The 23,875-nt window shown below is 62.5% G+C and carries 21 protein-coding genes and 1 tRNA gene; 8 read left to right on the forward strand and 14 right to left on the reverse strand.

Annotated features, from left to right (window positions below; genetic code table 11):
- Positions 1–28 precede the first annotated feature (28 nt).
- Positions 29–397 (forward strand): DUF5997 family protein, encoded by a 369-nt coding sequence (locus MHX52_RS06695; RefSeq protein ID WP_035005793.1) that lies wholly within the window; start codon positions 29–31, stop codon positions 395–397.
- A 749-nt stretch (positions 398–1,146) separates the two neighbouring features.
- Positions 1,147–2,322: an acyl-CoA dehydrogenase family protein gene (locus MHX52_RS06700; RefSeq protein WP_035004419.1), complete on the forward strand. Its 1,176-nt coding sequence runs from the start codon at positions 1,147–1,149 to the stop codon at positions 2,320–2,322.
- A gap of 9 nt (positions 2,323–2,331) precedes the next feature.
- On the opposite strand, the gene MHX52_RS06705 is transcribed toward MHX52_RS06700, so the two are convergent.
- From MHX52_RS06705 to glyA, 3 genes are all read right to left on the reverse strand, one after another.
- The gene (locus MHX52_RS06705; protein WP_239317263.1) at positions 2,332–3,132 is read right to left on the reverse strand and encodes an enoyl-CoA hydratase/isomerase family protein; all 801 of its coding nucleotides are present in this window, start codon (positions 3,130–3,132) and stop codon (positions 2,332–2,334) included.
- 121 nt (positions 3,133–3,253) lie between these two features.
- Positions 3,254–3,892 (reverse strand): isochorismatase family protein, encoded by a 639-nt coding sequence (locus MHX52_RS06710; protein ID WP_035004420.1) that lies wholly within the window; start codon positions 3,890–3,892, stop codon positions 3,254–3,256.
- Between the two features lie 36 nt (positions 3,893–3,928).
- Positions 3,929–5,239: a serine hydroxymethyltransferase gene (gene glyA, locus MHX52_RS06715; RefSeq protein WP_070487887.1), complete on the reverse strand. Its 1,311-nt coding sequence runs from the start codon at positions 5,237–5,239 to the stop codon at positions 3,929–3,931.
- A gap of 177 nt (positions 5,240–5,416) precedes the next feature.
- Between glyA and coaA the strand changes: the two genes are divergently transcribed.
- The gene (gene coaA / locus MHX52_RS06720) at positions 5,417–6,343 is read left to right on the forward strand and encodes a type I pantothenate kinase (protein ID WP_035004421.1); all 927 of its coding nucleotides are present in this window, start codon (positions 5,417–5,419) and stop codon (positions 6,341–6,343) included.
- Positions 6,344–6,400: 57 nt separating this feature from the next.
- Here the strand turns inward: coaA and MHX52_RS06725 are convergent, their stop codons facing one another.
- From MHX52_RS06725 to mca, 3 genes are all read right to left on the reverse strand, one after another.
- Positions 6,401–7,171, reverse strand: coding sequence for an isoprenyl transferase (locus MHX52_RS06725; protein WP_239317265.1), 771 nt, complete (start codon positions 7,169–7,171; stop codon positions 6,401–6,403).
- A 10-nt stretch (positions 7,172–7,181) separates the two neighbouring features.
- Entirely contained in the window at positions 7,182–7,601 is a 420-nt protein-coding gene (locus MHX52_RS06730; protein WP_239317267.1) for a hypothetical protein, read from the reverse strand.
- Between the two features lie 135 nt (positions 7,602–7,736).
- A complete protein-coding gene (gene mca / locus MHX52_RS06735) occupies positions 7,737–8,645 on the reverse strand; it encodes a mycothiol conjugate amidase Mca (RefSeq protein ID WP_239317269.1) in 909 nt (302 codons plus the stop codon).
- Positions 8,646–8,754: 109 nt separating this feature from the next.
- Between mca and MHX52_RS06740 the strand changes: the two genes are divergently transcribed.
- Together MHX52_RS06740 and greA are read left to right on the forward strand one after the other, a co-directional pair.
- On the forward strand, positions 8,755–9,189 hold the full coding sequence (locus MHX52_RS06740) for a DUF4307 domain-containing protein (RefSeq protein ID WP_035004424.1): 435 nt from the start codon (positions 8,755–8,757) through the stop codon (positions 9,187–9,189).
- 147 nt (positions 9,190–9,336) lie between these two features.
- A complete protein-coding gene (gene greA / locus MHX52_RS06745; protein WP_035004425.1) occupies positions 9,337–9,858 on the forward strand; it encodes a transcription elongation factor GreA in 522 nt (173 codons plus the stop codon).
- 1,014 nt (positions 9,859–10,872) lie between these two features.
- Here the strand turns inward: greA and MHX52_RS06750 are convergent.
- Positions 10,873–11,778, reverse strand: a complete 906-nt coding sequence (locus MHX52_RS06750) for a Bax inhibitor-1/YccA family protein (protein ID WP_034985794.1) — start codon at positions 11,776–11,778, stop codon at positions 10,873–10,875.
- A 205-nt stretch (positions 11,779–11,983) separates the two neighbouring features.
- On the opposite strand from MHX52_RS06750, the gene MHX52_RS06755 reads away from it, so the two are divergent.
- Positions 11,984–13,585, forward strand: coding sequence for a succinic semialdehyde dehydrogenase (locus MHX52_RS06755; RefSeq protein ID WP_239317271.1), 1,602 nt, complete (start codon positions 11,984–11,986; stop codon positions 13,583–13,585).
- An 84-nt stretch (positions 13,586–13,669) separates the two neighbouring features.
- Here the strand turns inward: MHX52_RS06755 and MHX52_RS06760 are convergent, their stop codons facing one another.
- The 3 genes from MHX52_RS06760 to MHX52_RS06770 form a co-directional block, all read right to left on the reverse strand.
- Positions 13,670–14,788: an NAD(P)-binding domain-containing protein gene (locus MHX52_RS06760; RefSeq protein ID WP_239317273.1), complete on the reverse strand. Its 1,119-nt coding sequence runs from the start codon at positions 14,786–14,788 to the stop codon at positions 13,670–13,672.
- A gap of 7 nt (positions 14,789–14,795) precedes the next feature.
- Complete coding sequence (locus MHX52_RS06765; protein ID WP_239317275.1) at positions 14,796–15,494, reverse strand: SDR family oxidoreductase; 699 nt, start codon at positions 15,492–15,494, stop codon at positions 14,796–14,798.
- A 79-nt stretch (positions 15,495–15,573) separates the two neighbouring features.
- Entirely contained in the window at positions 15,574–17,220 is a 1,647-nt protein-coding gene (locus MHX52_RS06770; protein ID WP_239317277.1) for a bifunctional ADP-dependent NAD(P)H-hydrate dehydratase/NAD(P)H-hydrate epimerase, read from the reverse strand.
- A gap of 200 nt (positions 17,221–17,420) precedes the next feature.
- On the opposite strand from MHX52_RS06770, the gene MHX52_RS06775 reads away from it, so the two are divergent.
- Both MHX52_RS06775 and MHX52_RS06780 read left to right on the forward strand, forming a co-directional pair.
- Positions 17,421–19,505 (forward strand): acyltransferase family protein, encoded by a 2,085-nt coding sequence (locus tag MHX52_RS06775; RefSeq protein ID WP_239317279.1) that lies wholly within the window; start codon positions 17,421–17,423, stop codon positions 19,503–19,505.
- A 140-nt stretch (positions 19,506–19,645) separates the two neighbouring features.
- Entirely contained in the window at positions 19,646–20,821 is a 1,176-nt protein-coding gene (locus MHX52_RS06780; protein ID WP_239317281.1) for a hypothetical protein, read from the forward strand.
- 15 nt (positions 20,822–20,836) lie between these two features.
- Here the strand turns inward: MHX52_RS06780 and MHX52_RS06785 are convergent, their stop codons facing one another.
- From MHX52_RS06785 to MHX52_RS06800, 4 genes are all read right to left on the reverse strand, one after another.
- Positions 20,837–22,000 carry an acyl-CoA dehydrogenase family protein gene (locus tag MHX52_RS06785; RefSeq protein ID WP_239317282.1) on the reverse strand — a complete coding sequence of 388 codons (1,164 nt, stop codon included), beginning with the start codon at positions 21,998–22,000 and terminating at the stop codon, positions 20,837–20,839.
- 140 nt (positions 22,001–22,140) lie between these two features.
- Positions 22,141–22,214, reverse strand: a tRNA-Leu gene (locus tag MHX52_RS06790).
- A complete protein-coding gene (locus MHX52_RS06795) occupies positions 22,205–23,200 on the reverse strand; it encodes a Ppx/GppA phosphatase family protein (RefSeq protein WP_080719497.1) in 996 nt (331 codons plus the stop codon). The genes MHX52_RS06790 and MHX52_RS06795 overlap by 10 nt, the downstream gene beginning before the upstream one ends.
- Positions 23,201–23,265: 65 nt before the next feature.
- Positions 23,266–23,832 carry a DUF501 domain-containing protein gene (locus MHX52_RS06800; protein ID WP_034985809.1) on the reverse strand — a complete coding sequence of 189 codons (567 nt, stop codon included), beginning with the start codon at positions 23,830–23,832 and terminating at the stop codon, positions 23,266–23,268.
- Positions 23,833–23,875: the final 43 nt, after the last annotated feature.

The following is a 23,875-nucleotide window of genomic DNA, read 5'->3' on the forward strand; positions in this document are numbered from 1 at the left end:
AATAGAGCCGTTCATTAGAATGATGAACATGACTGACGCGAACCCGAGTTACAAGTCCGGCCCGCCCATGAAGCCCGCCACCGCCGCTAAGAAGCTGGCCATTTACCTTCCGGCTACGCCGCAGGAGTTTCAGGATTCCGCACTTACCCACGAGCAGTTTGTGGAGTTGCAGAAGAACCCGCCCGAGTGGCTGCAGACGCTGCGCCGGGAAGGCCCGCACCCCCGCCCCGAGGTGGCTCGCAAACTGGGCATTAGCATTACTTCACTAAAGAACAATGACATGGATAAGCCCCTCACTACTGCGGAGATTAAGGCGTTGCTTGAAAAGCAGCCGGAGTGGCTGCGGGAGGCTCGCCATAAGTTGGCTAGTGAGCGCGAGGAGACGGGGCGTCAATAGCTTCGGCTAAAGGCGACAACTACAGCTAACGGCGGCGCAAAAGAATAAGAAAAAGGCGAGGATAAGCCCGATATTTCGGACCTTTCCTCGCCTTTTCGCCTTCGGCCATTGACCTTCGGCCTTCGATGGTGACGAGCCATCAGAAGCTTTATCCGGTAAGCAACCTCCAGGTGACGAGACTGAAGGTTGCCGAGTAACCGGATGAACAACCACAGCACCTCGGAGGAGAAAGTGGCTACCGATGCTCATGCGCTTCGGGGAGAAGAGAGAAACCCTCATCGCATGAATACTGCGCCGACAACTGAACTTTCGACAGGTGCTGCAACATATTCCACAACTGCAGTGCGCCTCAGGTGACTAGCCTGCGACACATCCATGAGGTTAGCCAAGCCTCACCTGACTTGTCAATATTTAAACAACAAAAATGTTGAATAAATGGTTGACCTGGGCTTTTATTGAGCGGGGGTGACTAGATCTGCCCGCAGGGGTGAAGCAACAACCATGTGTGGCACATAACAGCGTGTTTTCGCCCAATATCGAGGGGTTTTCTTGTACTTTCGCCCCAAAGAAATGCTATTCTCATAAACAACGCAGAGATGCACGTCACAATAGCGATGTAACATCGAGCTGCAACACACAGAAATCTCTATAACCAACTTTGCTGCCACTGGCGCTACGCACGCTACTGGTATTCCAGTAGTTCAAGTTCGGCAGTTCAAGCAGCCAACGTCTTGGTTTGAAAGGAACCCATGAAGAACTTCCTGCCACGCAACATTTTCGAAGAAGAGCACAACATGTTCCGCGAGGCCTGCGCGGACTTCGTGAAGGCCGAGATCGCCCCGAACGTTGATCGCTGGCACGAGCAGGGCTACTGCGACCGCGAGATGTTCCAGAAGGCCGGCCAGCAGGGCCTGCTGGGCATGATGGCTCCGGAGGAGTTCGGCGGCGGCGGTATGGAGAACGACTACCGCTTCAACGCTGTGCTGACCGAGGAGCTGGCTAAGGCTGACTCCGGTTCCGTTATCGTGGGCATCCAGACCATCAACGACCTGGTCATCCCCTACCTGCAGCGCTTCGGCAACGACGAGCAGAAGGAGCGTTTCCTGAAGCCGCTGTGTGCCGGTGAGAAGATCGCCGCACTGGCAATGACCGAGCCGGGCGCAGGTGCCGACCTGGCTGGCATCCGCACCTTCGCTAAGAAGGACGAGAACGGCGACTACATCGTCAACGGCGCGAAGACCTTCATCTCCAACGGTGTCCAGGCAGACTTCACCCTGCTGGTCGTCGTCACCAACCCGGAGAAGGGCCGCGCAGGCGTTTCCATGCTGATCGTTGAGGACGGCATGGAGGGCTACACCAAGACCGGCCCGCTGAAGAAGGTCGGCCTGAAGTCCCAGGACACCGCTGAGCTGTCCTTCGAGGACACCCGCGTTCCGAAGGAGAACCTGCTGGGCGAAGAGGGCGCCGCATTCGGCTACCTGCGCACCAACCTGGCACAGGAGCGCCTGTCCATCGCCGTGGGCTCCATCGCTACCTCCCGCCGCGCATTCGACCTGGTTTACAAGCACTCTCAGGACCGCAAGACCTTCGGTCAGCGCCTGATCGACCACCAGGCATACCGCTGGGAGCTGGCCAAGATGGCCACCAACATCCAGGGCTCCCAGTCCTTCGTTGATGCCTGCATCATGGAGAAGGTCAACGGCACCCTGGACGAGGTCACCGGTGCAATGGCTAAGTACCAGACCACCGAGCTGCAGATCGAGGTTGTCAACGAGGCTCTGCAGCTGCACGGCGGCTACGGCTTCATGCTGGAGTACCCGATCTCCACCCACTACCTGGACTCCCGCGTCCAGCCGATCTACGGCGGCCCGAACGAGATCATGATCGAGATCATCTCTCGCCGCCTGGCCAAGGGCGATAGCTAGGGTCTAGCCTTACTCCCCCTTAAACTGCGGTGGTCGCTTTCCTAGGAAGGCGGCCACCGCTTCGCTATGGTCGGCGGTGTTAAACAGGCGCAGCTGTGCCTCTGCCTCCGCTGCGGCAGCCTCGCTGATCGCCGCAGTGTTCTTCACCAGTGCCTTCATCTCCTTGTACGCCGCGGTCGGGCCGGCGGCGAAGTTGTTCGCCAGCTCCTCCACCGTCGCCTCGAGCTCCGTCGGCTCCACGAGCTGTTCTACCAAGCCCAGCTCCGCGGCTTCCTCGGCGGGCACCTTGCGGTCCAAGAGCAGCAACTGCAAGGCCTTCGCACGGCCCACGCAGTCGACGAGGGTCTGCGACAGCCCGGAGTCCGCCGCCAGCCCCACGCCCGTGAAGGCGCCCTTGAAAGAGGCTGCCGTAGACATCACGCGGAAGTCGCAGGCCATGGCCAGTCCCCAGCCCGCGCCTGCCGCCGGCCCCTGCAGCGCGGCGATCGTAGGCACGCTGATCCCAGCGAGGAGCTCAGTCATCGGGTTGTACTCCTCCACCACCTTTTCCATCCCCGTGCGGTTGTGCGTATCCTGCAGCTGTTCCTTCAGATCCTGCCCAGAGCAGAACGCCTTGCCATTGGCACGCAGAACCACTGCGCGCACTGCGGAGCCGAGTTCTTCCGAATCCTTTTGCGCATTGCGGAATGCCTCGATCAGCGCGAGACGCAGCCCTTGGTCTAGGGAGTTGTATGCTTCTGCGCGGTTGATGGTGATGTAACGTACGCCGGCTTTGTCTTCGACCAGTACAAGATTAGTGTTTTCGCTCATACTGGATACGCTACGTGGAGCGGCTGCGTAAAGCTGTGCTTTGGGCAGATGCTGTCGTGGTTTCTTGTCTAGTGACGCCCCCTCGCCATCGCCCTCTTATGTACCCGCTAGCGCGGGATGGCTAGCGTGGTTGAGCAATAACCTCGGCGCCGGCAGCCTTGAGGGCGTCCAGAGCCTGGGTAGCGCCGTCCTCGCTCACCGCGGCGCAAAGATCCTCGATGACCGTCACGCCGAAGCCCGCCCGGAGCGCATCTTCGGCTGTAGCGCGCACGCAGAAGTCGGTGGCGATGCCCACGATCGTCACGTTTTCTACCTCGTGGGAGTTCAGCCACTGCTCAAGTGTCTGCTCCTCGCCCGCGAGATGACCTTCGAAGCCAGAATATGCGGCGGTGTATTCGCCCTTGTGGAACCAGGCGTCCACCAGCTCGGGGTTCAGCTCGGCACAGACCTGCGCGCCGTGCGTGTCGGCTACGCAGTGGACCGGCCAGGTGTCCTTGTAGTCCGGCTCCTCCCCCTCTGGCGCGAAGTGGCCTTCGGGCTTGATGTGCCAATCCTTTGTGCCGACGATAAGCGGGCGGGCGGCCACGGAAGAGCCGTCGCCTGTTCCAGCTTCCTGCCCCTCGGTGTGCACCAGGTCGCCCAGCCAGGCGTTGATCCCCCGCGCCACCTCTAGGCCCCGGTCGGTTCCCAGGGAACCATCGACGAAGTCGTTTTGAACGTCGACGACGATGATTGCATCCTTCACCTGCGTGCTGACCATAGTGCTAAACCCCAATCCTTATAGCCGCCGGGCTTCTTAGACCAGCTTCCAGTCTTCCAGGCCCTCGTACAGCGGGAAGTCCGCGGCAATCTTATCCACGCGGGCGCGCAGCGCAGCAATGTCCGCGTTGCCGGCCAGAGCAGTACCAATGATGTCCGCAACCTCGGTGAAAGCCTCGGTATCCAGGCCACGGGAAGCCAGGGCGGAAGTACCAATGCGCAGGCCGGAGGTAACCATCGGCGGGCGCGGGTCGAAAGGCACTGCGTTGCGGTTGACGGTGATGCCGACCTCGTGCAGCAGGTCTTCGCCCTGCTGGCCGTCCAGCTGAGAGTTGCGCAGATCCACCAGCACCAGGTGCACGTCAGTGCCGCCGGTGAGCACCTGCACGCCAGCGTCCTTCGTATCCTGAGCGTTCAGTCGCTCAGCCAGGATCTTCGCACCCTCGAGGGTGCGCTGCTGACGGTCGCGGAACTCGTCGGTCTGTGCGACCTTCATGGCGACAGCCTTGGCTGCGACGGCGTGCATCAGCGGGCCACCCTGCTGTCCCGGGAATACGGAAGAATTCAGCTTCTTGGCGTACTCCTGCTTAGCCAGAATCATGCCGGAACGGGGGCCACCCAGGGTCTTGTGCACGGTGGTGGAGACCACGTCGGCGTGCGGAACCGGGGACGGGTGCAGGTCCGCGGCAACCAGGCCAGCGAAGTGAGCCATGTCCACCCACAGCTTCGCCCCGACCTCATCGGCGATGGACTTGAAAGCTGCGAAGTCCTGGTGGCGCGGGTAGGCGGACCAGCCGGCGATCAGCACCTGTGGCTTCTCTGCAATGGCCTGCTCGCGGATCTTGTCCATATCCAGGCGGAAGGTCTCCGGATCCACCTCGTAAGCGGCGACCTCGTAGAGCTTGCCGGAGAAGTTCAGGTGCATGCCGTGGGTCAGGTGGCCACCGTGTGCCAGGGACAGACCCATGATCTTGTCGCCCGGGTTAGCCAGGGACATCAGGACTGCTGCGTTGGCCTGTGCACCAGCGTGCGGCTGCACGTTGGCGAACTCTGCACCGAAGACCTGCTTGGCGCGGTCGCGGGCCAGATCCTCGACGACGTCCACGTGCTCGCAACCACCGTAGTAACGACGGCCCGGGTAGCCCTCGGCGTACTTGTTGGTGAGCACCGAACCCTGTGCCTGCAGCACGGCGCGCGGCACGAAGTTCTCCGAGGCAATCATCTCCAGGGTGGTGCGCTGGCGGCGCAGCTCACCTGCGATGGCTTCTGCGACCTGAGGATCCAGCTCCGCCAAAGGAGTGTTGTGCTGTTGCGAGTTCTGAGTGGACGAATTCTGCGGAGAAGTCACGTCTACCAAGGCCTTCCATTGTGGATGAATCTAAGAAAGATAAAACCGGTTGCTTATCTGCCTCACCATCATAGCGAGTGCCCGTGACACCCCATACCCAACCCACAGCCATCCCATTGCGGTCCTCCGGCCGACCCAAAGCGATCCAATTTCACCTTGCCCCATTTTCGGGGCACAATGGGTGCTATGACTTCCCCCAGCCCTTACATTGAGCTGGACCGTACTCAGTGGCGCACCTTGAGAAAGTCGATGCCCCAGGTCCTCACCGAAGATGAACTGGAACAGCTCCGCGGTATCGGCGACGAAATCGACCTAGAAGAAGTCTCCGAGGTCTACCTGCCACTGTCTCGCCTGATCTTCCTGCGCGTCGAGGCGCACCGCAGGCTCAACGCCGCCACCGAAACGTTCCTCGGCGAGGCAATGCCGCCGATCCCTTACATCATCGGCGTCTGTGGCTCCGTCGCTGTCGGTAAGTCCACTACGGCCCGCGTGCTACAGGTACTACTACAGCGCTGGGAGACAAACCCACGGGTGGACCTCGTGACCACCGACGGCTTCCTGCTGCCCACCGCAGAACTCGAGCGCCGCAAGCTCATGCACCGCAAGGGCTTCCCGGAATCCTACGACCAGGCAGAACTGCTGAGCTTCATCACCAAGGTGAAGTCCGGCACGCAAAAGGTGCAGGCCCCGGTGTACTCCCACGAGGCCTACGACCGCATTCCGGACCAGACCATCACCGTCGACCGCCCGGACATCCTCATCGTCGAGGGGCTGAACGTTTTGCAGACTGGCCCCACCCTCATGGTCTCCGACCTCTTCGACTTCTCCGTTTACGTCGATGCCCGGCGCGAGGACATCGAGGATTGGTACATCGACCGCTTCCTGCGCCTGAAGAACACCGCGTTTAAGGATCCGAAGGCGCATTTCCACCACTTCGCCAACTTCAGCGATGAAGAGGCCACCGTGGTCGCCAGGGAGATCTGGCAGACCGTGAACCTGCCGAACCTCATGGAGAACATCCTGCCCACCCGCGTGCGCGCCTCTCTGGTTCTGCGGAAGGGCCCAGACCACCTGGTGCAAAAAGTGCGGATGCGGAAGATCTAGCCCCGCGCTCTATCGCGGGCAGTTATCGTCCGCGCCCTATCGCCGGCTATCCCCGGCTTAAAGCCCGAAGCGCCGGTGCCGCTGCGAGTAGTCGCGCAGCGCGCGCAGGAAATCCACGCGACGGAAAGCCGGCCAATAAGTATCGGTAAACCAGATCTCCGAGTACGCGGACTGCCACAGCAGGAAACCAGATAGGCGCTGCTCCCCCGACGTGCGAATCACCAGGTCTGGGTCCGGCTGACCCGAGGTGTACATGTGGTTCCCCAGCGCCTCGGCGGTGATTGCCTCCGCCATGTCCTCCGGCGCGGTCCCCTGATCTGCCAGCTCAGCCACGAGGGTCTGCACCGCATCCACGATCTCCTGGCGTCCGCCGTAGCCCACCGCCACATTCACGCGCACACCCGTGTGATCGTCCGTCTTGGCCTGGTTTTCCTCGAGGCGAATGCGCAGCTGTTCAGGCAGTAGCTCTAGGTGGCCGACGGTGCGCAGCTGGAACCCGGCGTCAGAATCCGCCAATTCCTCGGCAACATCACCAATTATGCTGCACAGCAACGACAGCTCCTCCGGAGAGCGCTTCAAATTTTCGGTGCTGAGCAGGTACACCGTGACGGTTTCGATCCCCAGCTCGTCGCACCATCCGCACATTTCCGCGATCTTCTTCGCCCCCACGCGGTGGCCGTGCGATACATCCGTAAACCCGTTCTCGCGCGCCCAGCGGCGGTTGCCGTCGGCCATGATGGCGACGTGCTTCGGCCGCGGCTTATCGCGCAGCGAGCGCGCCAGGCTGGCCTCGTACGCTGGGTATAGCAGCTGGGGGATGCGGTTCACGGTGTTGATCCTACTGATGCTGGTTCGGGGGTTCTTCGCCATCCTTATTGACGCCCTTAGCCCGCGCCCGTTCAGCGTCAATAGCAGCCGGGCCGGTCAGTGTGCCGGAGGAGGGCAAGAAACGCTCATCGGTCTGCGGCACCTCAGTGCGGGCAAACATGGAACGCTTGCTGGCAGTATCGTCGAAGCCCTCGGCCTTCATGGCTGCTTCCAGCTTCTCGGTGTCGAACAGGTCGATGCCACGCGCGTCGGCGAATGCTCGGCGGCGTTCCAGGCGGCGGATGCGCTTGTTCATGGCGAAGCCGATGAGCAGCACAACCAGCAGCAAGATGACGATCACGAACAGGCCGACTGGGGCGGCCTTACCGAACTCGGCGCCCTTCGGGCCGGTGCGCTCTGCCTGCGCAATGATCCAGGTGGCGGTGTTCATCGCTGGAAACTCCTTCTTGTTATCTGCCCATTAACTGTAGTTAGTCGCCCGCCTGTGGGGAAACCCTGCGCGGCGTGAATCAGCCCTGCTCTGCGCCAGTCAACCCTGCGCTGCGTGAATCAGCCCAGTACTGCACTAATCCGCTGATTCCAACCCGGCGAAAAGTTCCGACTCCGGCAGCTCGCTATGCACGCGCGACTGCGCGAGCTCGAACTCCTCGGTCGGCCACACCTGCTGCTGCAAGTCCATGTCCGCCAGGAAGAACGCCCCCTTCGGGTCAATCTGAGTGCGGTGGGCACGCAGCGCATCGTCGCGGCGCTCAAACCAGTCGGCTACATTCACGCGGGTGGTCACGCGAGAAAAGATATCCGGCAGCTGCTTCCACAGCTCCAAGTGCCGCAGGACGTGCTCCGGCAGCTGCGCGCCGCGCTCGTACATGGCGGTGGCCAGGTTCTCGAAACGCTCGCGGATGAACCCGTGGGTGTAGTACAGCTTCTTTACCTCCCAAGGTTCGCCCAGCTCCGGGTGGTAGTTCGGGTCGCCGGCAGCCTCCCAAGCACGGACGGAAACCGCATGCACCTTGATGTGATCCGGGTGTGGGTAACCGCCGTACTCGTCGTAGGTGATGAGGACGTGCGGACGGAACTCACGCACCACCCGCACAACGTTCTTCGTGACCTCTTCCGTGTCCTGCAGTGCAAAGCATCCCTCCGGCAGCGGCGGCTTCGGGTCGCCCTCCGGCAGGCCGGAATCCACATAACCCAACCACTCATGCTCCACCCCCAGGATGGAGGCCGCCTGAGCCATCTCCTCGCGGCGCACCTCGATCAGATCTCCGATGCCCTGGTCGGCCAGCTCCTGCATCTCTGGGTTCAGAATGTCCCCGCGCTCACCGCCGGTGCACGTCAGCACCTTCACCCGGTGCCCCTCATCAACATAGCGGGCCATCGTGGCTGCACCCTTGCTGGATTCGTCGTCCGGGTGCGCGTGAATCGCCAGCAGGCGATAACGCGGCGTATCTACGGAAGATGTCTTTTCACTCACGCCAATACAATCTACTACCCAGCCCTCCCCTACCCAATAGAGCCACCGGTCCGGGCAGGCCGGGGACGTGGGCGTCAATAATAAAAGGGTGGGCTAGACTAGAGACATCATGAACGCGGCGAAGAAGAGCATCCAAGAAGAGCGCTACGGCGAAACGCGCAACCAGAAATTCTCCGGGAAAATCGTTGTAGTAATCCTGGCCGTAATGCTGGCAGCGGCGCTGACTTATGCGGTCACGCAGTTCATGCGTAATTCGGAAGCGGATGTCACGGCGCAGGAATCCGGCGGCGAGATCGTCTCGGACGAGCGCATGACCATGAGCATCGACGTCACCCGCAAGGATCCCTCCAAGCCCGCGTACTGCATCGTCACCGCCCTGGACTACGACAAGAACGAAGTCGGGCGCCGCGAGTTTGTCGTGCCACGCGGCGGCGAAGAAGTAGAGCGCTTTCTGGTGGACATCCCCACCCGCGAACGCGGCTATGCAGCCACGGCCTACGGTTGCTCCGCCACGCTGCCGCCGCACCTCGACCCGCGCGACTAGGCCGGAAGGCTAAGCCGACCCGCGCGACTAGGCCGGGCAGCCCAGGTAGCCTGGCGCCCAGGTGCTACACTTTGCACGCCTACTTAATAATCTATTGACGCCCACGTGAGAGACCGCGTCAACCTTCAACGAAGATGGGAGAACCCAATGGCCGAGAACCAGACTCGCTGGCTGACCCAGGAATCTTACGACCGACTGAATGCAGAGCTGACGGCTCTGAAGGAGAACCGTCCGGTGCTGGCAGCCGAGATTAACGAGCGCCGCGAAGAGGGCGACCTCAAGGAGAACGGCGGCTACCACGCAGCCCGCGAGCAGCAGGGCCAGGAGGAGGCTCGCATCACCTACCTGGAGGAACTGCTGGATAACGCCACCATCGGTGAGGCTCCGCAGGAGTCCGGCGTGGCACTGGTTGGTTCCGTGATCCACGTTTACTACGACGGCGACGAGGACGATAAGGAGACCTTCCTGATCGGCACCCGTGGCCTGGAGTCTTCTAACCCGGACCTGGAGACCTACTCCACCGATGCTCCGCTGGGTGCGGCCATCGTCGGCGCCAAGGTCGGCGAAACCCGCGAGTACCAGACCCCTACTGGCGATACTGTATCTGTGACGATCGTGGCAGCTGAGCCTTACGACCCGGACCTGGACGTTCCGCGCGCGGAGCAGTAGTTTCTGCTGGTTGAGCTGGGCTTTAGCTGGGCTTTAGCTGGGCTAGTTTGCGGCTGGCTGGGCTTGCCCGGGCTAGTTTGCGGCTGGGCTTTTAGCTGGGGCTGGCTGAGCCGGTTGCATTTATGAAGGGCGCTGCGGGCGCCCTTCTTGTTTTCCTCTGCCTTGCGGGCCTCCCCCTGCAGGGTCCAATGCCACTCCGGCGCGCCCCACTACCTCCCGGGCTCAATGCTTGCCCCTACAGGATCCAATGCCACCCCGGCTGCACTTTTCCCACCCAGGCAGCGCCCTGTGCGCCCCCTCGGAGGGTTAAATGTCGGAAAAGTTGCAATTTGTTATTGGGAGACATTCTCACTTACCTAAACTTGCAGGTCAGAGCGTTTTGGTATTCACGCATCGATAGCAGGAATTTTAGTTTTGCAACTTTTCCGACATCTAGGCCTGAGAACTGCAATTTTTCCGACATTCTCCCGTCCCGCACTCCCCTTTTCTCTACCCCGCCATTCCCCTTAGCCCCTTCCTGAAAGAGGTTAAACCTCCAGATGTCGCCAGATCGAGAATACGCAGGGGGAAGTGTCGCTAGTTCGGGAATACGCAGGAGGGAACCCCGCCAAATCAGGGCAATACCGGGCTGGATGTCGCTAGAACGGGAATACATTCTTGATAACCATTCTCAACTATAAGAAAATGCAGGTCAGAGCGCTGCGCTTTTGTCAGGCTGATTGGTCGCGCCCGCGTATTCCCGATCTAGCGACATCTGTCCATGTCCACGCCCACGTATTCCCGATCTAGCGACACTTCCCCCTGCCGGCACCCACGTATTCCCGATCTAGCGACACTTCCCCCCTTAGCTGCGAAACCTCCCGCATACAGACAGCAAAATTCCCCGCCCTAGCGGCAATATCCCCCGCACAAGAGCAGCCAACTCCCCCTCTCCGCACACCGGCAGCAGAAAAAGGCTCCCGGTAAACCGGAAGCCCCTCAACTAACAGCGCCCCAGCGCTAGCTCCTAAAGCGCTAGTCCCTGAAGTAGGACAGGAGGCGCAGGATCTCGGTGTACAGCCAGACCAGGGTGACGGCCAGACCCAGTGCCACACCCCAGGCCATCTTGGACGGAGCGCCAGCGCGAACCAGACGATCCGCCTGGTCGAAGTCCAGCAGGAAGCTCATGGCCGCGATTCCGATGCAGACCAGGGAGAAGATGATGGCGATCGGGCCACCGTCGCGCAGGATGCCTGCGGATCCCGTAACCAGCGCAAACACCAGGTTGCCCAGCGCCAAAACCAGGATGCCGATCATGGCGCCCACCAGGAAGCGAGTGAACTTCGGAGTCACGCGGATAGCACCGGTCTTGTACACAAACAGCATGCCAATGAACACGCCAATGGTTCCCAGAACCGCCTGGGCGATGAGCATGCCGGCGTCAGTATCGCCAACCGCAGCGCCAGAAACCAGGAACGTAAAGCCACCAACAAACAGGCCCTCGAAGGCTGCGTAGGTCAGCGTGACCGGCGCGGAGTCGTACTTCTTGCCGAAGGCAGAAACCAGAACGGCGATCAGACCACCGATCATGCCGACGAAGGTCAGCCCCATCGCAATGCCGGGGTTGCTCAGGCCAATGATGAAGTTCACCACTGCCAGAGCAATGATCACGGCCAACGTGATGCCGGTCTTGGTAACAACGTCATCGACGGTCATCGGACGGTCGGCACTGCCAGCCTGGCCGTAGTTGGCTGCGTCCTGCATGCCGTAACCCATAGCGGCAGTCTGCACACCACCGTGAGCGGAGGTCGCGTAGGGGTTCATCCCCTGCTGACCATAACCGCCCTGCTGGCCGTAGCCACCCTGGTTGCCCTGTTGTGCGAACGGGTGCTGGCCCTGGTTCTTGGCCAGCGACCCCATGAACGGGTTCGAGCTCTTCATTCTTTAGTACTCCAAAGTTGTGCAGGTCATTTTCGGTGCCGGAGCCTAGCAATAAGCCACCGGCGCTTTCGCGTACATCCTACCAACGGCTAAGCCTGCTTAAAGGTTCCCGCAAGCAAAAGTTCGTGCTCTCGCGACTATTCATTTGCTTAGAAATGTTCTAGATCGAACACACTCCCCCGGCCTTTTAGGTAGTCTCCCAAACATGAAACGAACCAACTACAAGCGCCTATCCGTAGCCGCTCTGCCCGCCGACCTGGAAGTAGAGCTGCGCGAGCTCACCACCAACGCCCGCCTGCACAACCTCAACGACGATTACGACGGCAAGCGCCTGGAGATCGAGGCTCCCTTCCTCGGCGAGACGATCGGCTGGGTCGCCAGCGGTGACGCCGACGATGTCACCGAAGCCTTCCGCTTCGCCCGCCGCGCCCAGCAGTCCTGGGTGCATGTCCCCTTCGCCGAGCGCAAGCGCATCTTCCGCCGCTTCCACGACCTGGTTTTAAAGAACGCCGAGCTGCTCTGCGACATGGTGCAGCTGGAGACCGGCAAGAACCGCGCCAGCGCCTTCGACGAGGTCATGGACGTCGCCAACAATGCGCGCTACTACTCCAACAACGTGGAGAAGTTCATGAAGCCGCGCAAGCGCGCCTCGGCGATGTCGATCATGGCGAAGTCCATCGAGTACCGTCACCCGCTGGGCGCGGTCGGCCAGATCAGCCCGTGGAATTACCCGCTGTCCCTCGGCATTGGCGACGCGATCCCCGCGCTCCTCGCCGGAAACGCTGTGGTCGCTAAGCCCGACTCTGCTACGCCTTTTACCTCGCTTTTGGTCTTTAAGCTTCTTTTTGACGCCGGACTGCCGCGCGACCTGGTGCAGTTAGTTACCGGGTCCGGCCGCGTGGTTGGTAATACCATTGCGGATCAGTGCGACTTCTTGATGTTCACTGGCTCCACCGCAACGGGCAAGGTTTTGGGCGAGCAGGTTGGCCGTCGCCTGATCGGCTACTCCGCCGAGCTGGGCGGTAAGAACCCGCTGATCATCGCCAACGACGCGGACGTCAACTACGCAGCCCGCGGAGCTATCGATGCGTGCTTCTCTAACTCCGGTCAGCTGTGTGTTTCCATCGAGCGCATCTACGTCGAGCGTGCATCCTACGAGGATTTCGTGGGCGCGTTTTCCTCTCGCGTGCAATCCATGAGCCTAGGCAGCGGCTTCGAGTGGGAGACGCAGATGGGTTCGCTGGCTTCCGCCAGCCAGCTAGAGACCGTGGAGAAGTACGTGGAGGACGCCCGCGAGAAGGGCGCGAACATCCTGTGCGGTGGCAAGAAGCGCCCAGATCTGGGGCCGTACTTCTACGAGCCGACGGTCATGGTGGACGTTCCAGAGGATGCGCTGCTGCGCACCGAGGAGGTCTTCGGGCCGGTGGTGTACATCGAGCCGGTGGAGGATCTGTACGACGCGATCGAGCTGGCCAATGACACGGACTACGGCCTGAACGCTTCTGTGTTTGCCGCCGACGACACTGCCTGGAAGATCGGCCCGAAGATCGAGTCCGGTTCGGTGGCTCTGAACGATGGCTACACCTCCAGCTGGGCGGCCATCGATAACCCCATGGGCGGCATGAAGGAATCCGGTGTCTCCCACCGCCACGGCGCGGAGGGGCTGCAGAAGTACACGGCAACACAGAACGTCACCTCGCAGCGCTTCATGTACTTCCGCGGACCGGAGTCCCTCAGCCGGAAGAGCTTCTCCAAGGTCATGCTCACCCTGCTGAAGGCCGGCAAGACCTTCCGCATGCTGCCGTAACTGTGCTGAAGTAGCGCCGAAACTGCGCCGTAGTTTCACAGTAGGCCTTGCGGCAAAGCCCGCCACGCGATGCTCGCGCGACCGTCACCCTCGGGTGGCCGCCACTACCTCGGCGGCCACCCTTTTTGCATGCACTCCAACGCCAGTGATGGTGGCGGAGCCTGGACCCACCCAATCGCCATAGCCCACGAGGAAGAGGCCGGGGTGCTGGGGCGAGGGGGCGTCACCACGAAAAGAGAGCAACCCGCGAAAAGGGCCGAGGGCGGGGCGGAAGCCGGTGCACCAGATCAGGTGGTCGGTGGTGACTTCGTCGAGGGAGGAGAACATCGGGGTGGGGCGCAGGTGTCCGGAGTCTCGAGCGCGGCGGACCGCGGGAAGCATGACGATGTCCCCGAGGCTGGAATCGGCGCCGGGGTCTTCCTTACCTGCGGAAATGGCGAGGTAGCGTTCGCGGTTGCGGCGGAAGAGCTCCGCGCCATCGACGTCGTCCGGCATCCAGCGGGGCGGGTGGCGGACGAACCAGGTGACGTCGGCGACGTCGGCGCCGTCGGCCAGGTCGGCGGCGATCTGTGCTCCCGAGTTAGCCGCTCCCACGACGGCCACGGAGGAACCGGCGAACGGCTCCGGCCCCGGGTAGGTGGCGGTGTGCCACTGCTGGCCAGCAAACTTGCCGGGATAATAGGGAACGAAAGGCGCGGACCACGTGCCCGTGGCGGCGACGACGGTGCGGGCACGCCAGGTGTGGGAGCGCAGGGTGTGGGAGGAGCTAGTCGGGCGGGCAGCGCCGCTACCCGGGCGGGCGTGCAGATGAAACAGCCCGGTCGGCTCGTCGTACTCCACCCGGTCGATATGCACGGGACGGATGACGGGCAGATCGTAACGGCGCTCGTATTCGCGCAGGTAGTCGACCACATGGCCGGGCGGTGGATAGCCCTTAGACCCTTCGTAACTGGGCATCGGCATACCCGGAAGGTTGGAGAAGTTGGCGGCGGAGAACAACGTCATCGACGGCCACATGTGCCGCCAGGCCCCACCCGGTTCCGGCTGATCGTCGAACACCGCAAAGTCGGGAGCTTTGCGGCTCCGCCTTCCCTCCCGGCGCAGGTAGAAGGCCGTGGCCAGTGCGGACTGGCCGCCGCCGACAATGGCGCAGTCCAGGATGCGGTTTGGATCGCGGTTTAGGTCAGATTCTGGGCGTGCCATGTAATACTTAGCGCCCGTTGGCCGGGCGGATCGTCAGAGACTCGATCATCGCATCGTCCGTCGCATCAACGGCGAGGCGCACGGCCTTCGCCACCGACTCCGGGCGCAGGTACTGGGTTTCGTCATAATCCGCTTCGGCCACACCGCGGTGGGACTGGATCTGGCGCTGCATGTCGGAATCAACCTTGCCCGGGTGGATGGAGCTCACGCGGATCTTGTTGCGCTGCTCCTCCCGCAGCGCATCGGTGTAGGCGCGCAGGGCGAACTTCGTGGTGGCGTACGGCCCGAAGCCCACGCTGGAGCGGTAGCCCGCGCCGGAGTTGATCGTCACCACGGTTCCGTGCACCGCCTGCAGCGCGCCGAGCAGCTGCCGTGTAAGCTCCGCGACGGCAAACAGGTTGATGTCGAAGGCGTGTTTCCACTGTTCAGGAGTGGTTTCGGTGACCGGATCGTGCGCCACCACGCCCGCGGAGTGCACCAGCACGTCCAGGCTGTCCAGCCCCAGTTCTGCCACAGCTGCACCGATGCCTTCCGTATCGGCGAGATCCGCCACGAAGCCTTGCGCGCTTGGGAACTGGGAGGCAACGTCGTAGGCCTTCTCCGAGCTTCCGCCGATGATCAGGTGGTAGTCGTCCTGCAGTTCGCGGGCAATCGCCAGGCCGATGCCTCGCGTGCCGCCGGTGATCAGTGCGATCTTGCGATCCATTGTTGCTTTCCCTTCTATTGCTCTCGTGTTCTCTTGCTCTGTGCCCTTGCGCGTTCTCGCGTTATTCGTGGTCGGGCGCCTACCCCTGCACCACTGTGCCCAGCCACGCCGTCGCATGCGGGATGTGCTGCGCGATCTTCAGCGCCGAGGTCGGTGCCGGGCCGTACGGGGTAAGGGAGGATATATATGACGCCGCAGCGTGGATCGCTACGCCGATCGCAGCCGAATCGACCACGTAGTCTGCCTCGTGCGCCTCCAACTCGTACTGGCCGGCTTCTGTGTATCCGGTGTCCCGAGCCCGCTTGCCGGCATCGCGCGCCACCAGCGCGCCCAGAATTCCCGCTAATACGTCGCCGGATCCGGGAGTAGCGGCCCAGGACGATGCGGTATCGACAACCACAGTGCGCTGTGGGTTGGCGATGATGGTGAAGCGGCCCTTCAGCAAAACCGTGCAGTTCAGTTCACGTGCCAGCCGTTCTGTGGAGGTGATCCGGTCCGGCGATTCCGCCGGCAGTCCGGCCGCCTTAGCCAGCCGGTCAAACTCCCCGTCGTGCGGGGTGAGCAGCGTGGGAGCGTTGCGAGCACGCAGGATCTCTAGAACGTCAGGGTTCTTCGCCAGGACGGTGATCGCGTCGGCGTCCAGAACCAAGGGCTGCACCATGTCTAGTACGGCGAGCAGTTCGTCGCGGGCATCGCGATCCGTGCCGCGACCGGAGCCGACCATGCGCGCCTGCACCTGCCCGGCCCCGCGGACGACGGGGTGCACGACGACTTCCGGGGTGGTCGCCAGAACGTATTCGGGGTGTTCGCCGATGTAGCGCACCATCGAGCTGGTGGTGTTCACCGCCGCGAGCGTGGCCAGCACGCCTGCTCCCAGATAGTTCTTGCTACCCGCGCAGATGCCCACTACCCCGCCGGAGTATTTGTCGTCCACTGCGCCCGGTTCGGCGGGCAGTTCCCCAGGCAAGGGTTCCGGGCTGCCGAGCAGCTGTGCAGCCATGTCTTCCGGCGCTAGGCGTTCGACCGGCGTGTGCCACAAAGAGACAGTGCTTTCGAGCCTGGACAGCTCGGCGGAAAGCATAGAACCATCGTCCAGGCCGATGTCCTCGCACAGCACCGTCCCGCACTCGGCACTGAGGCCGTGCGCCCGGCGCAACCCACCGAAAGTGACGGTCACGTCGGCACTAACGTGCCTGCCCGGCGCCTTCCCGGTATCGGCGACCACACCGCTGGGAAGGTCGATGGCCAGCACGCGCGGCCGGCGCTTCCCGCCGGTGCGAACCCCCTGGGCCTCCCGCAGGAACTCATCGACCTCCACCGGGATCTCGTCACGTCCGCCGAGGCCGAACATCCCGTCGACGATCACGAGATAGCTGTCTGCTCGCTCCAGGCCGACGAAGCTGCCACCCGCCGCAGTGAAGGCCCGCGCGGCGCGCTCGTGCACGCGGTCGGCGCCTTCGAGCGGGAAGGCCTCGACCTTCCTTCCCTGCATCGCAAGAACCGCGCCGGCGTACAGCGCATCGCCGCCGTTGCCACCCGGGCCGACCAGCAGCAACACGGACCCCTCTGCAGCGCCCGCCGGCTCTTCTGCCTGGGCAAGCATCTTTTCCGCCACGACCGCCACTGCGTGCGCGGCGGACTGCATCAGCTCGTCCTCCCGCTGCTCGCGGGGGAACAAAGCGGCCTCTGCGGTGCGGATGTCCTGGGCTGTGTAGAGAGTGCGCATACTTCCCACGATAGGTGTGCAACGCACCTACCCTGCGCTCGAACCAGACCCCAAGCCCCGCCCGCGTGAGGGCGTCCTAAAAAAATCGTTTCCCAAAGGTTCCCCAAAGGGCTAGACTGCATAGTCTGAACTGACGCGCCGGCGGCGCCCATAAAACCTCATAAGCGCCTCACTTTTGGAAAAAGGTTCATTCGCTTCACATGCCTCGCCCAATAAACAAGAATCAGCGGTACGTATCCGGACTCGACGGGCTGCGGACGATCGCAGTTGCCGTGGTTGTGCTGTACCACCTGCACGTTCCCGGCTTCGTCGGGGGCCTTATGGGCGTGGGCGTGTTCTTCACGCTGTCGGGTTACCTCATCACCGCGAACCTCATGCGTTCGTGGGACAAGAAGGGCAACCTGACGCTCCGCACCTTCTGGCTGCGCAGGTTCCGGCGCCTTATGCCGGCGGTGATAGTCACGCTGCTTGCCACTCTGATTCTGACTGCGGCGCTTGCCCGCGACGAGCTCACCAATCGTTTCTGGGAAGCGCTTTCCGCCCTGTTCTACGTGAACAACTGGCACACCATCTTCCAGGAAAAGTCCTACTGGGATAACTTCGGCGGGCCGAGCCCGCTGAGCCACATGTGGTCGCTGTCCGTCGAAGAGCAGTTTTATCTGCTCTGGCCTCTGGTGCTGCTTGTGCTTCTGGTTGTTACCCGCTCGCGGGTTGGTGCACTGATTGGCTCTTTGCTGCTGACGGGCGCCTCCTTCGCCTGGATGTGGGTGCTGGCAACCCCGGGGATGGACAACACCCGCGCATACGAAGGCACCGATACCCGTGCCGGCGGCCTGCTGCTGGGTGCGTGCCTGGCGATTTGGCTATCCTCCCGCCGCCAAGCGGGTAAGTCCGTCGAACCTGCGAAAAGCACCGCGAACCTGTTTGGCCTTATCGGCCTGGCGGGCATCGTGGCGCTTGTTGTGCTGGTGGAGCAGGAATCGATGTTCCTGTACCACGGCGGGCTAATTCTGCTTTCCGTAGCTTCCGTGCTGGCGATCTTCTCCGTTCTGCACCCGCAGAGCCTGTGGAGCCGGGTGTTGGGCTTTGGCCCGATCCGCTGGCTCGGCGAGCGTTCCTATGGCATTTACCTGTGGCACATGCCGGTAATTGCCTTCATGCCGCAGTCATGGCTGGAGAACAACAAGCTGCTGGCCAGCATCATCACCATCGGCGTGAGCGTGGCTCTGGCCGCCATCAGCTGGACGCTGATCGAGGATCCGATCCGCAAGCACGGCGTGATCCCGCCGATCAAGGCATGGATGCGCAGCCGCAAGGCAGACCGCGAGGTCGGCGACAACCGCGACAGCTCTGGCACGCCTGTGGGCATTTTCCGCCAGCCGTTCCCCACCTACTTCACTTCCGGTGCCGCTGTGGTGCTGGCCGCGGTGGTCGCTATTGGTGCGACGCCCATTAGCATCAACCCCACGGCATCCCAGCAGGAAGCTGGCGCGGGCAAGGGCGGTGAGCCCGCAATGGAACTGGATCCTTCGCAGCGCCCGGGTGGCGCTGGGAAGGCTGCGGGGTCGCAGAACCCCAATGCTGAGGGGCCTGCCGAAGATGTCGACCAGGAACCGGATTCCAAGCTGATGAGCTGCAAGCGCGTGGTGCATGTCGGCGATTCCACGTCCATCGGCATGTTCGCCAACGACATGGTGAATGACCCCGAGAACACGGCCTTCGAGACGTATCTGAAGTACGGCGCAGAGGAAGTCATCGACAGTGTCTTCGGCGCGCGCAACACCACCGAGGGATGGCAGTCCGAGGACGGTTCACAGAGCTACCCGCCGGCCATCGACTCCGTGCAGGAGCTGCTGCCCACCGCCGCTGGCCCGGATACCTGCTGGGTTATCGCTACCGGTGTGAACGATGCGGCTAACTACGCGGCGGGCGCAAACCTGGCAGCCCCGGAGCGCATCAAGATCATGATGGACATTCTGGGCGACCAGAAGGTCATGTGGCCGACGGTCACCACCAACACCGACGAGGGCTACTACGCGAACTCCAACATGGAGGAGTTCAACCAGGCGCTGCGTGACGCGCAGAAGGATTACCCGAACCTGCGGATCTACGACTGGGCCGCCGAGGCGAAGCCCGAGTGGTTTGCCGAGGGCGATTTCGCCCACTACGGCCCCGAGGGCAACAGCCAGCGCGCCGAGCGCTTCCCCGCTGCCCTGGCCAAGGCCTACCCGAAGTCGAAGGGCGGCCAGCCCTCCGACGAGTTGGTGGTGATCTCCGGACTGTAGGAGCAAACCCCCCAAGAACGTAAACTCCCAAGAACGTGCGGAAACACACTAAGCTTCTGTACGTTCTTCTTTAATGCAATGCTTATGCAACGCTCGTGAGATTAGCGCCCATAAGCAGTCCAACGTGTAGGAGCCCAGGCGTGGAATCACCGGAAAACGGCAGCCGGAACCAGCGAGACCAGCGAAGCCAAAGAAACCAGTGGAACTCGCAGAGCTCAGGGCCATCGAATAACACTCGCAGCTCACGCGACTCGCGGAACGAGTGGAGTTCGCGGAACGAGTGGAAGACCGTGGTGCGCTCGGACGAGACCCCGGCCGCCGACACCGATGCGAAAACCGGCTCCACCACGCACCCCTCCACGGAGCCTTTCGAGCCGGTATCGCCGCCCCAACAGCCAGCTTTCAATCCCATTTCAGCCCCAGGTACCAGCCCCAGCGCAGGCCCCGCACCCGTGTTCGGCCCGGGCATGGCTCCCCCACCTGCGGCAGCGCAGGCCATGGCGCAGGTTCAGCCTCCGAAGAAAAGCTCGGCACTTCTGCCAGCAATCGTCACCTTCATCGTCTGCGTCCTGCTGCTGGCAGGTGGCCTGTTCGGATACAAAAAGCTCACCGAGCCCTCCGGTAACGAAGCTGACCCCGGCAAGCCCTCCGCAGCCTCAGGGGCGGCGCCTGACGCAGAGACTGGTGCAGGATCTGATGCGGAGCCAGCTGCGGATGACTCCGACGACGGGGGCGACTCCGATGGGGCTGACGAGTCCGGGGAGCAGTTCGACGCCGCCGACCTGGTCCCACGGATGGCCTCCATGACGGTGCCCGACTTCAGCGTGCTGGAAGATGCCGAACGCTCCGATGAAACGAATTTTCCAGCAGTCACTTTGAACGATGGCGTATACGGCGAACCCGGCTATGGCTTCAACATCAGACTCGGCAGCAACGATCCAAGCGGCGATCGTGACAAAATCTCCCCGATCTACGCTCAAGGCGACCTTAACGGTGACGGGGAGGACGAGATTGTTGTGCAAATGTACAGCAACCGGGGAGGAAACAGCTTCGTCAACCACTTCGTGGTGTACGACAAGAACCTCACCCCGATGGGCTACACCCAGGTGGATGACCTCGACGAGGATCTGCCGACGATGGGTCGGCGTGGCCAGACGGCCGACGAGGTAAAGATCGAGGATGGAAAGCTGTTCGTCGATTACCTTGGGTACGGCGATTCAGACCCGGCGTCCTCCCCCTCCCAGCGCACGCAGGTCTACCTGACCTGGAACGGCGGCACGGACTTTGAACTGGCCGAGCCGCCAACCTTCCTCTGACCCCTGGCGCAGTCTCTAGTCCTGCTTAAACTCGCGGGCGATCAGCAGCTTCATAATCTCGTTCGTGCCGCCGTAGATGCGCTGCACGCGAGCATCCGTGTACATGCGGGAGATCGGGTACTCGCGCATGAAGCCGTAGCCGCCGAACAGCTGCAGGCAGCGGTCCGCCACGGAGCTCTGCAGGTCGGAGGCCAGGTACTTCGCTGCCGAGGCCTGTGCGGGCGTCAGCTTGCCCTCAATGTGTAGCGCCGTGCAGTGGTCGGTCAGCGTCTTCGCCGCCAGCGTCTCGCTCGCGCACTCGGCTAGAACGAACTGGGTGTTCTGGAACCCTAGGATCGGACATCCAAACGCCTCGCGCTCATTGACGTAGCGGATGGTTTCGCGCACAGCACCCTCGCACGCGGATGAACCGGCGATAGCTAGGATCAAGCGCTCTTGCGGCAGCTGCTGCATCAACTGCACGAAGCCCATACCTTCCTTGCCGCCCAGCAAGTTGTCGGCGGGCACGCGCATGTCGGTGAAGAAGAGCTCGCGGGTATCCTGACCACGCTGGCCGATCTTGTCCAGCACGCGGCCACGCTCGAAGCCCTCGAGATCCTTGGTTTCGGCGACGATCAGGGACAGTCCCCTGCCGCCCGGCTGGTCGTTGGTGCGGGCGACGATCACCACAACGTCGCAGTGCGTGCCGTTAGTGATGAAGGTCTTCGAGCCGTTGATTACCCACTCGTCGCCATCCAGCTCCGCGCGGGTCTTGATGGCCTGCAGGTCGGAACCGGTGCCGGGCTCGGTCATGGCGATAGCGCCGACCAGCTCACCGCTAGCCATTCCCGGCAGCCAGCGCTTACGCTGCTCCTCCGTGCCGAGTTGGTAGATGTAGTGGGCGACGATCACGGAGTGCACACCGTTGTGCCAGGCGGAGTCGCCAGCCAGGGCGAGCTCCTGCTGGATCACGGCCTCGTGGGCAAAGGTGCCGCCACCTCCGCCGTACTCCTCGGGGATGGAGGCGCACAGCAGGCCAGCATCGCCAGCTTTGTTCCAGAACTCGCGCTCGACCTGGTGGTTTTCTTCCCACTTCAGCTCGTTGGGAGTCACCTCCCTGGCGATGAACTCGCGGGCGTGCAGGCGTAGGGCGTCAGTTTCCTCGGTTTCCCAAGGTGCGCGGTAGTTATCCAGAATCATGTCGATGGCTCCCTCAAAAGTGAATTGAAACGCCGGCATGTGATTTTGCCAGCGAAATACTTTCTCGGGAATAACGCTACAACAGTATGATCGTGAGCTGGCTCACTTTCGAGAAGAAGTTCTAAAAGAAAAACAAAAAGTCCCCCCAGTCGGACTCGAACCGACACTGAACGGATTTTAAGTCCGCTGCCTCTGCCAATTGGGCTATAGGGGGCGTGCCATGACCTCAGCCAGCATCCCGTCCAATATATCCTTCTCGCTGACCGTGATCTCACTAAGCCCCCAATCAAGGAACTGGCTCGTGAAGGCATCCACCACGATAGAACCGCCACCGATCACATCCGCGCGGCCCGGGTGCATAGGCCCGTACTCGCAGCGCTGGGGTGGCGTCAATCCCAAAAGATTACGCGCCGTGGCGCGGAAGTCCTCCAGCGACAGGGTGGCCATGTGGATAGCCCGCGAGTCGTACTCGGAAAGCCCCAGGGTAATGGCGGCGAGGGTAGTCATCGTGCCCGCCACACCCACGACCTGATCCACGTCGCGCAGATCCACGTTAGAACGCACCTGCTCCATCAGCTCCCCAACAAAGGCGCGAGCCTCGGCGACCTGCTGCTCCGCCGGTGGCTGGTCGTGTAGGAATCGCTCTGTCAGGCGCACGCAGCCCATGTCTGCCGAGAAAGCCTGCGTCTCGCGCCCCGGGCCGTGCACGACGAACTCAGTGGAGCCGCCACCCAGGTCGATGACGCACACGGTGCGGTCCTGTGCATCCGGCAGATCCGTGATGGCTCCGCGGAAGCTCAGCTCCGCCTCCTGCTCGCCGGAGATCACCTGCGCCACCGCCCCTTCGAGCACGCGACCCAGGTGCCGGCGGGTGATGTCGAAGAACTCCTCGCGGTTTGCCGCATCGCGGGTGGCGGAGGTCGCCCCCATCATTACGTCAACCACGCTGTACTCGACCATGCGGTCGGCGTAGATCTGCAGAGCCTTGTCCACGCGCTGCAGGGCCTCGTCGGCGAAGCGACCCGTGGCATCCACGCCCTGACCCAGGCGCACGATGATGTTATCCCTGTTGAGCTCGTTAATCTGCCCGTCCGGGGTGCGCTCGCTGATCAGTAGGCGGATGGAATTCGTGCCGCAGTCGATGGCGGCGAAGCGGGGAGTCTGGGACTCGTTCTGGGGCTGGTTCTGGGCGGTGCTCATGGTACCCAGGCTACCCCGCGACAGCCCTGGGGTTACGCTGCGGTCACTCTGCGGCAGCCTTGCGACTACTCCGCGATGCTCGCGGCATCCATGGACGTACCCAGCGAGGCCGACGTCGGCCAGCCCGCTGGCAGCGCCGTGCCCTTTAGCTTCGGATTGTTCTCGATGGCCAACGCGACGGCCTCGGTGCCCAGGCGCACCCGCTGTGGCCCCTCCGCCAGCGCATAGGCAATCAGCACGTGCAGGCACTTCACGCGGTCGGGCATGCCGCCGCCGGAGAAATCCGTGCCCAGATCCTCCATCTTGTTGCGCTCGGCCAGGTAGTGCTCGTGCGCGGCCTGGTAGTCGGCGGCCAGCTCTTCGTCTTCGGGCAGCCGCGCCTGCATCGTCTTCATCACGCCTGCAACCTCCAGGCGGGAAGCTTCGGCGGTCAGGCGCGGATCCGTCAGGTAGTACAGCGTGGGGAACGGAGTGCCATCCGGCAGCTTCGGCTGGGTTTTCACCACGGCGGGAACCCCATCCGGAGTGTAGTAGCTGACCTCGACCACACCGCGAAGCGGGCGACCGAGCTGCTGGCGCATTATCTCCAGGTCGTCTTCGGTTGGCGGGCCGGGCTGGCGTTGGTTGGTCATGGGATCCCTCAGTTCCTCTGTTGGAGTTGTCGCTCTAGTTTGG

Origin of the sequence: Corynebacterium sp. ACRQJ, assembly GCF_022346045.1 — a bacterium.
GTDB classification, from domain to species: domain Bacteria; phylum Actinomycetota; class Actinomycetes; order Mycobacteriales; family Mycobacteriaceae; genus Corynebacterium; species Corynebacterium evansiae.

Bases quoted from the DNA above. Each gene is read 5' to 3' on its own strand.
- MHX52_RS06695 (WP_035005793.1), top strand. From the start codon at position 29: ATGACTGACGCGAACCCGAGTTACAAGTCCGGCCCGCCCATGAAGCCC.
- MHX52_RS06700 (WP_035004419.1), top strand. From the start codon at position 1,147: ATGAAGAACTTCCTGCCACGCAACATTTTCGAAGAAGAGCACAACATG.
- MHX52_RS06705 (WP_239317263.1), bottom strand. From the start codon at position 3,132: ATGAGCGAAAACACTAATCTTGTACTGGTCGAAGACAAAGCCGGCGTA.
- MHX52_RS06710 (WP_035004420.1), bottom strand. From the start codon at position 3,892: ATGGTCAGCACGCAGGTGAAGGATGCAATCATCGTCGTCGACGTTCAA.
- coaA (WP_035004421.1), top strand. From the start codon at position 5,417: ATGGGTGCTATGACTTCCCCCAGCCCTTACATTGAGCTGGACCGTACT.
- MHX52_RS06730 (WP_239317267.1), bottom strand. From the start codon at position 7,601: ATGAACACCGCCACCTGGATCATTGCGCAGGCAGAGCGCACCGGCCCG.
- MHX52_RS06740 (WP_035004424.1), top strand. From the start codon at position 8,755: ATGAACGCGGCGAAGAAGAGCATCCAAGAAGAGCGCTACGGCGAAACG.
- greA (WP_035004425.1), top strand. From the start codon at position 9,337: ATGGCCGAGAACCAGACTCGCTGGCTGACCCAGGAATCTTACGACCGA.
- MHX52_RS06750 (WP_034985794.1), bottom strand. From the start codon at position 11,778: ATGAAGAGCTCGAACCCGTTCATGGGGTCGCTGGCCAAGAACCAGGGC.
- MHX52_RS06755 (WP_239317271.1), top strand. From the start codon at position 11,984: ATGAAACGAACCAACTACAAGCGCCTATCCGTAGCCGCTCTGCCCGCC.
- MHX52_RS06760 (WP_239317273.1), bottom strand. From the start codon at position 14,788: ATGGCACGCCCAGAATCTGACCTAAACCGCGATCCAAACCGCATCCTG.
- MHX52_RS06765 (WP_239317275.1), bottom strand. From the start codon at position 15,494: ATGGATCGCAAGATCGCACTGATCACCGGCGGCACGCGAGGCATCGGC.
- MHX52_RS06770 (WP_239317277.1), bottom strand. From the start codon at position 17,220: ATGCGCACTCTCTACACAGCCCAGGACATCCGCACCGCAGAGGCCGCT.
- MHX52_RS06775 (WP_239317279.1), top strand. From the start codon at position 17,421: ATGCCTCGCCCAATAAACAAGAATCAGCGGTACGTATCCGGACTCGAC.
- MHX52_RS06785 (WP_239317282.1), bottom strand. From the start codon at position 22,000: ATGATTCTGGATAACTACCGCGCACCTTGGGAAACCGAGGAAACTGAC.
- MHX52_RS06795 (WP_080719497.1), bottom strand. From the start codon at position 23,200: ATGAGCACCGCCCAGAACCAGCCCCAGAACGAGTCCCAGACTCCCCGC.
- MHX52_RS06800 (WP_034985809.1), bottom strand. From the start codon at position 23,832: ATGACCAACCAACGCCAGCCCGGCCCGCCAACCGAAGACGACCTGGAG.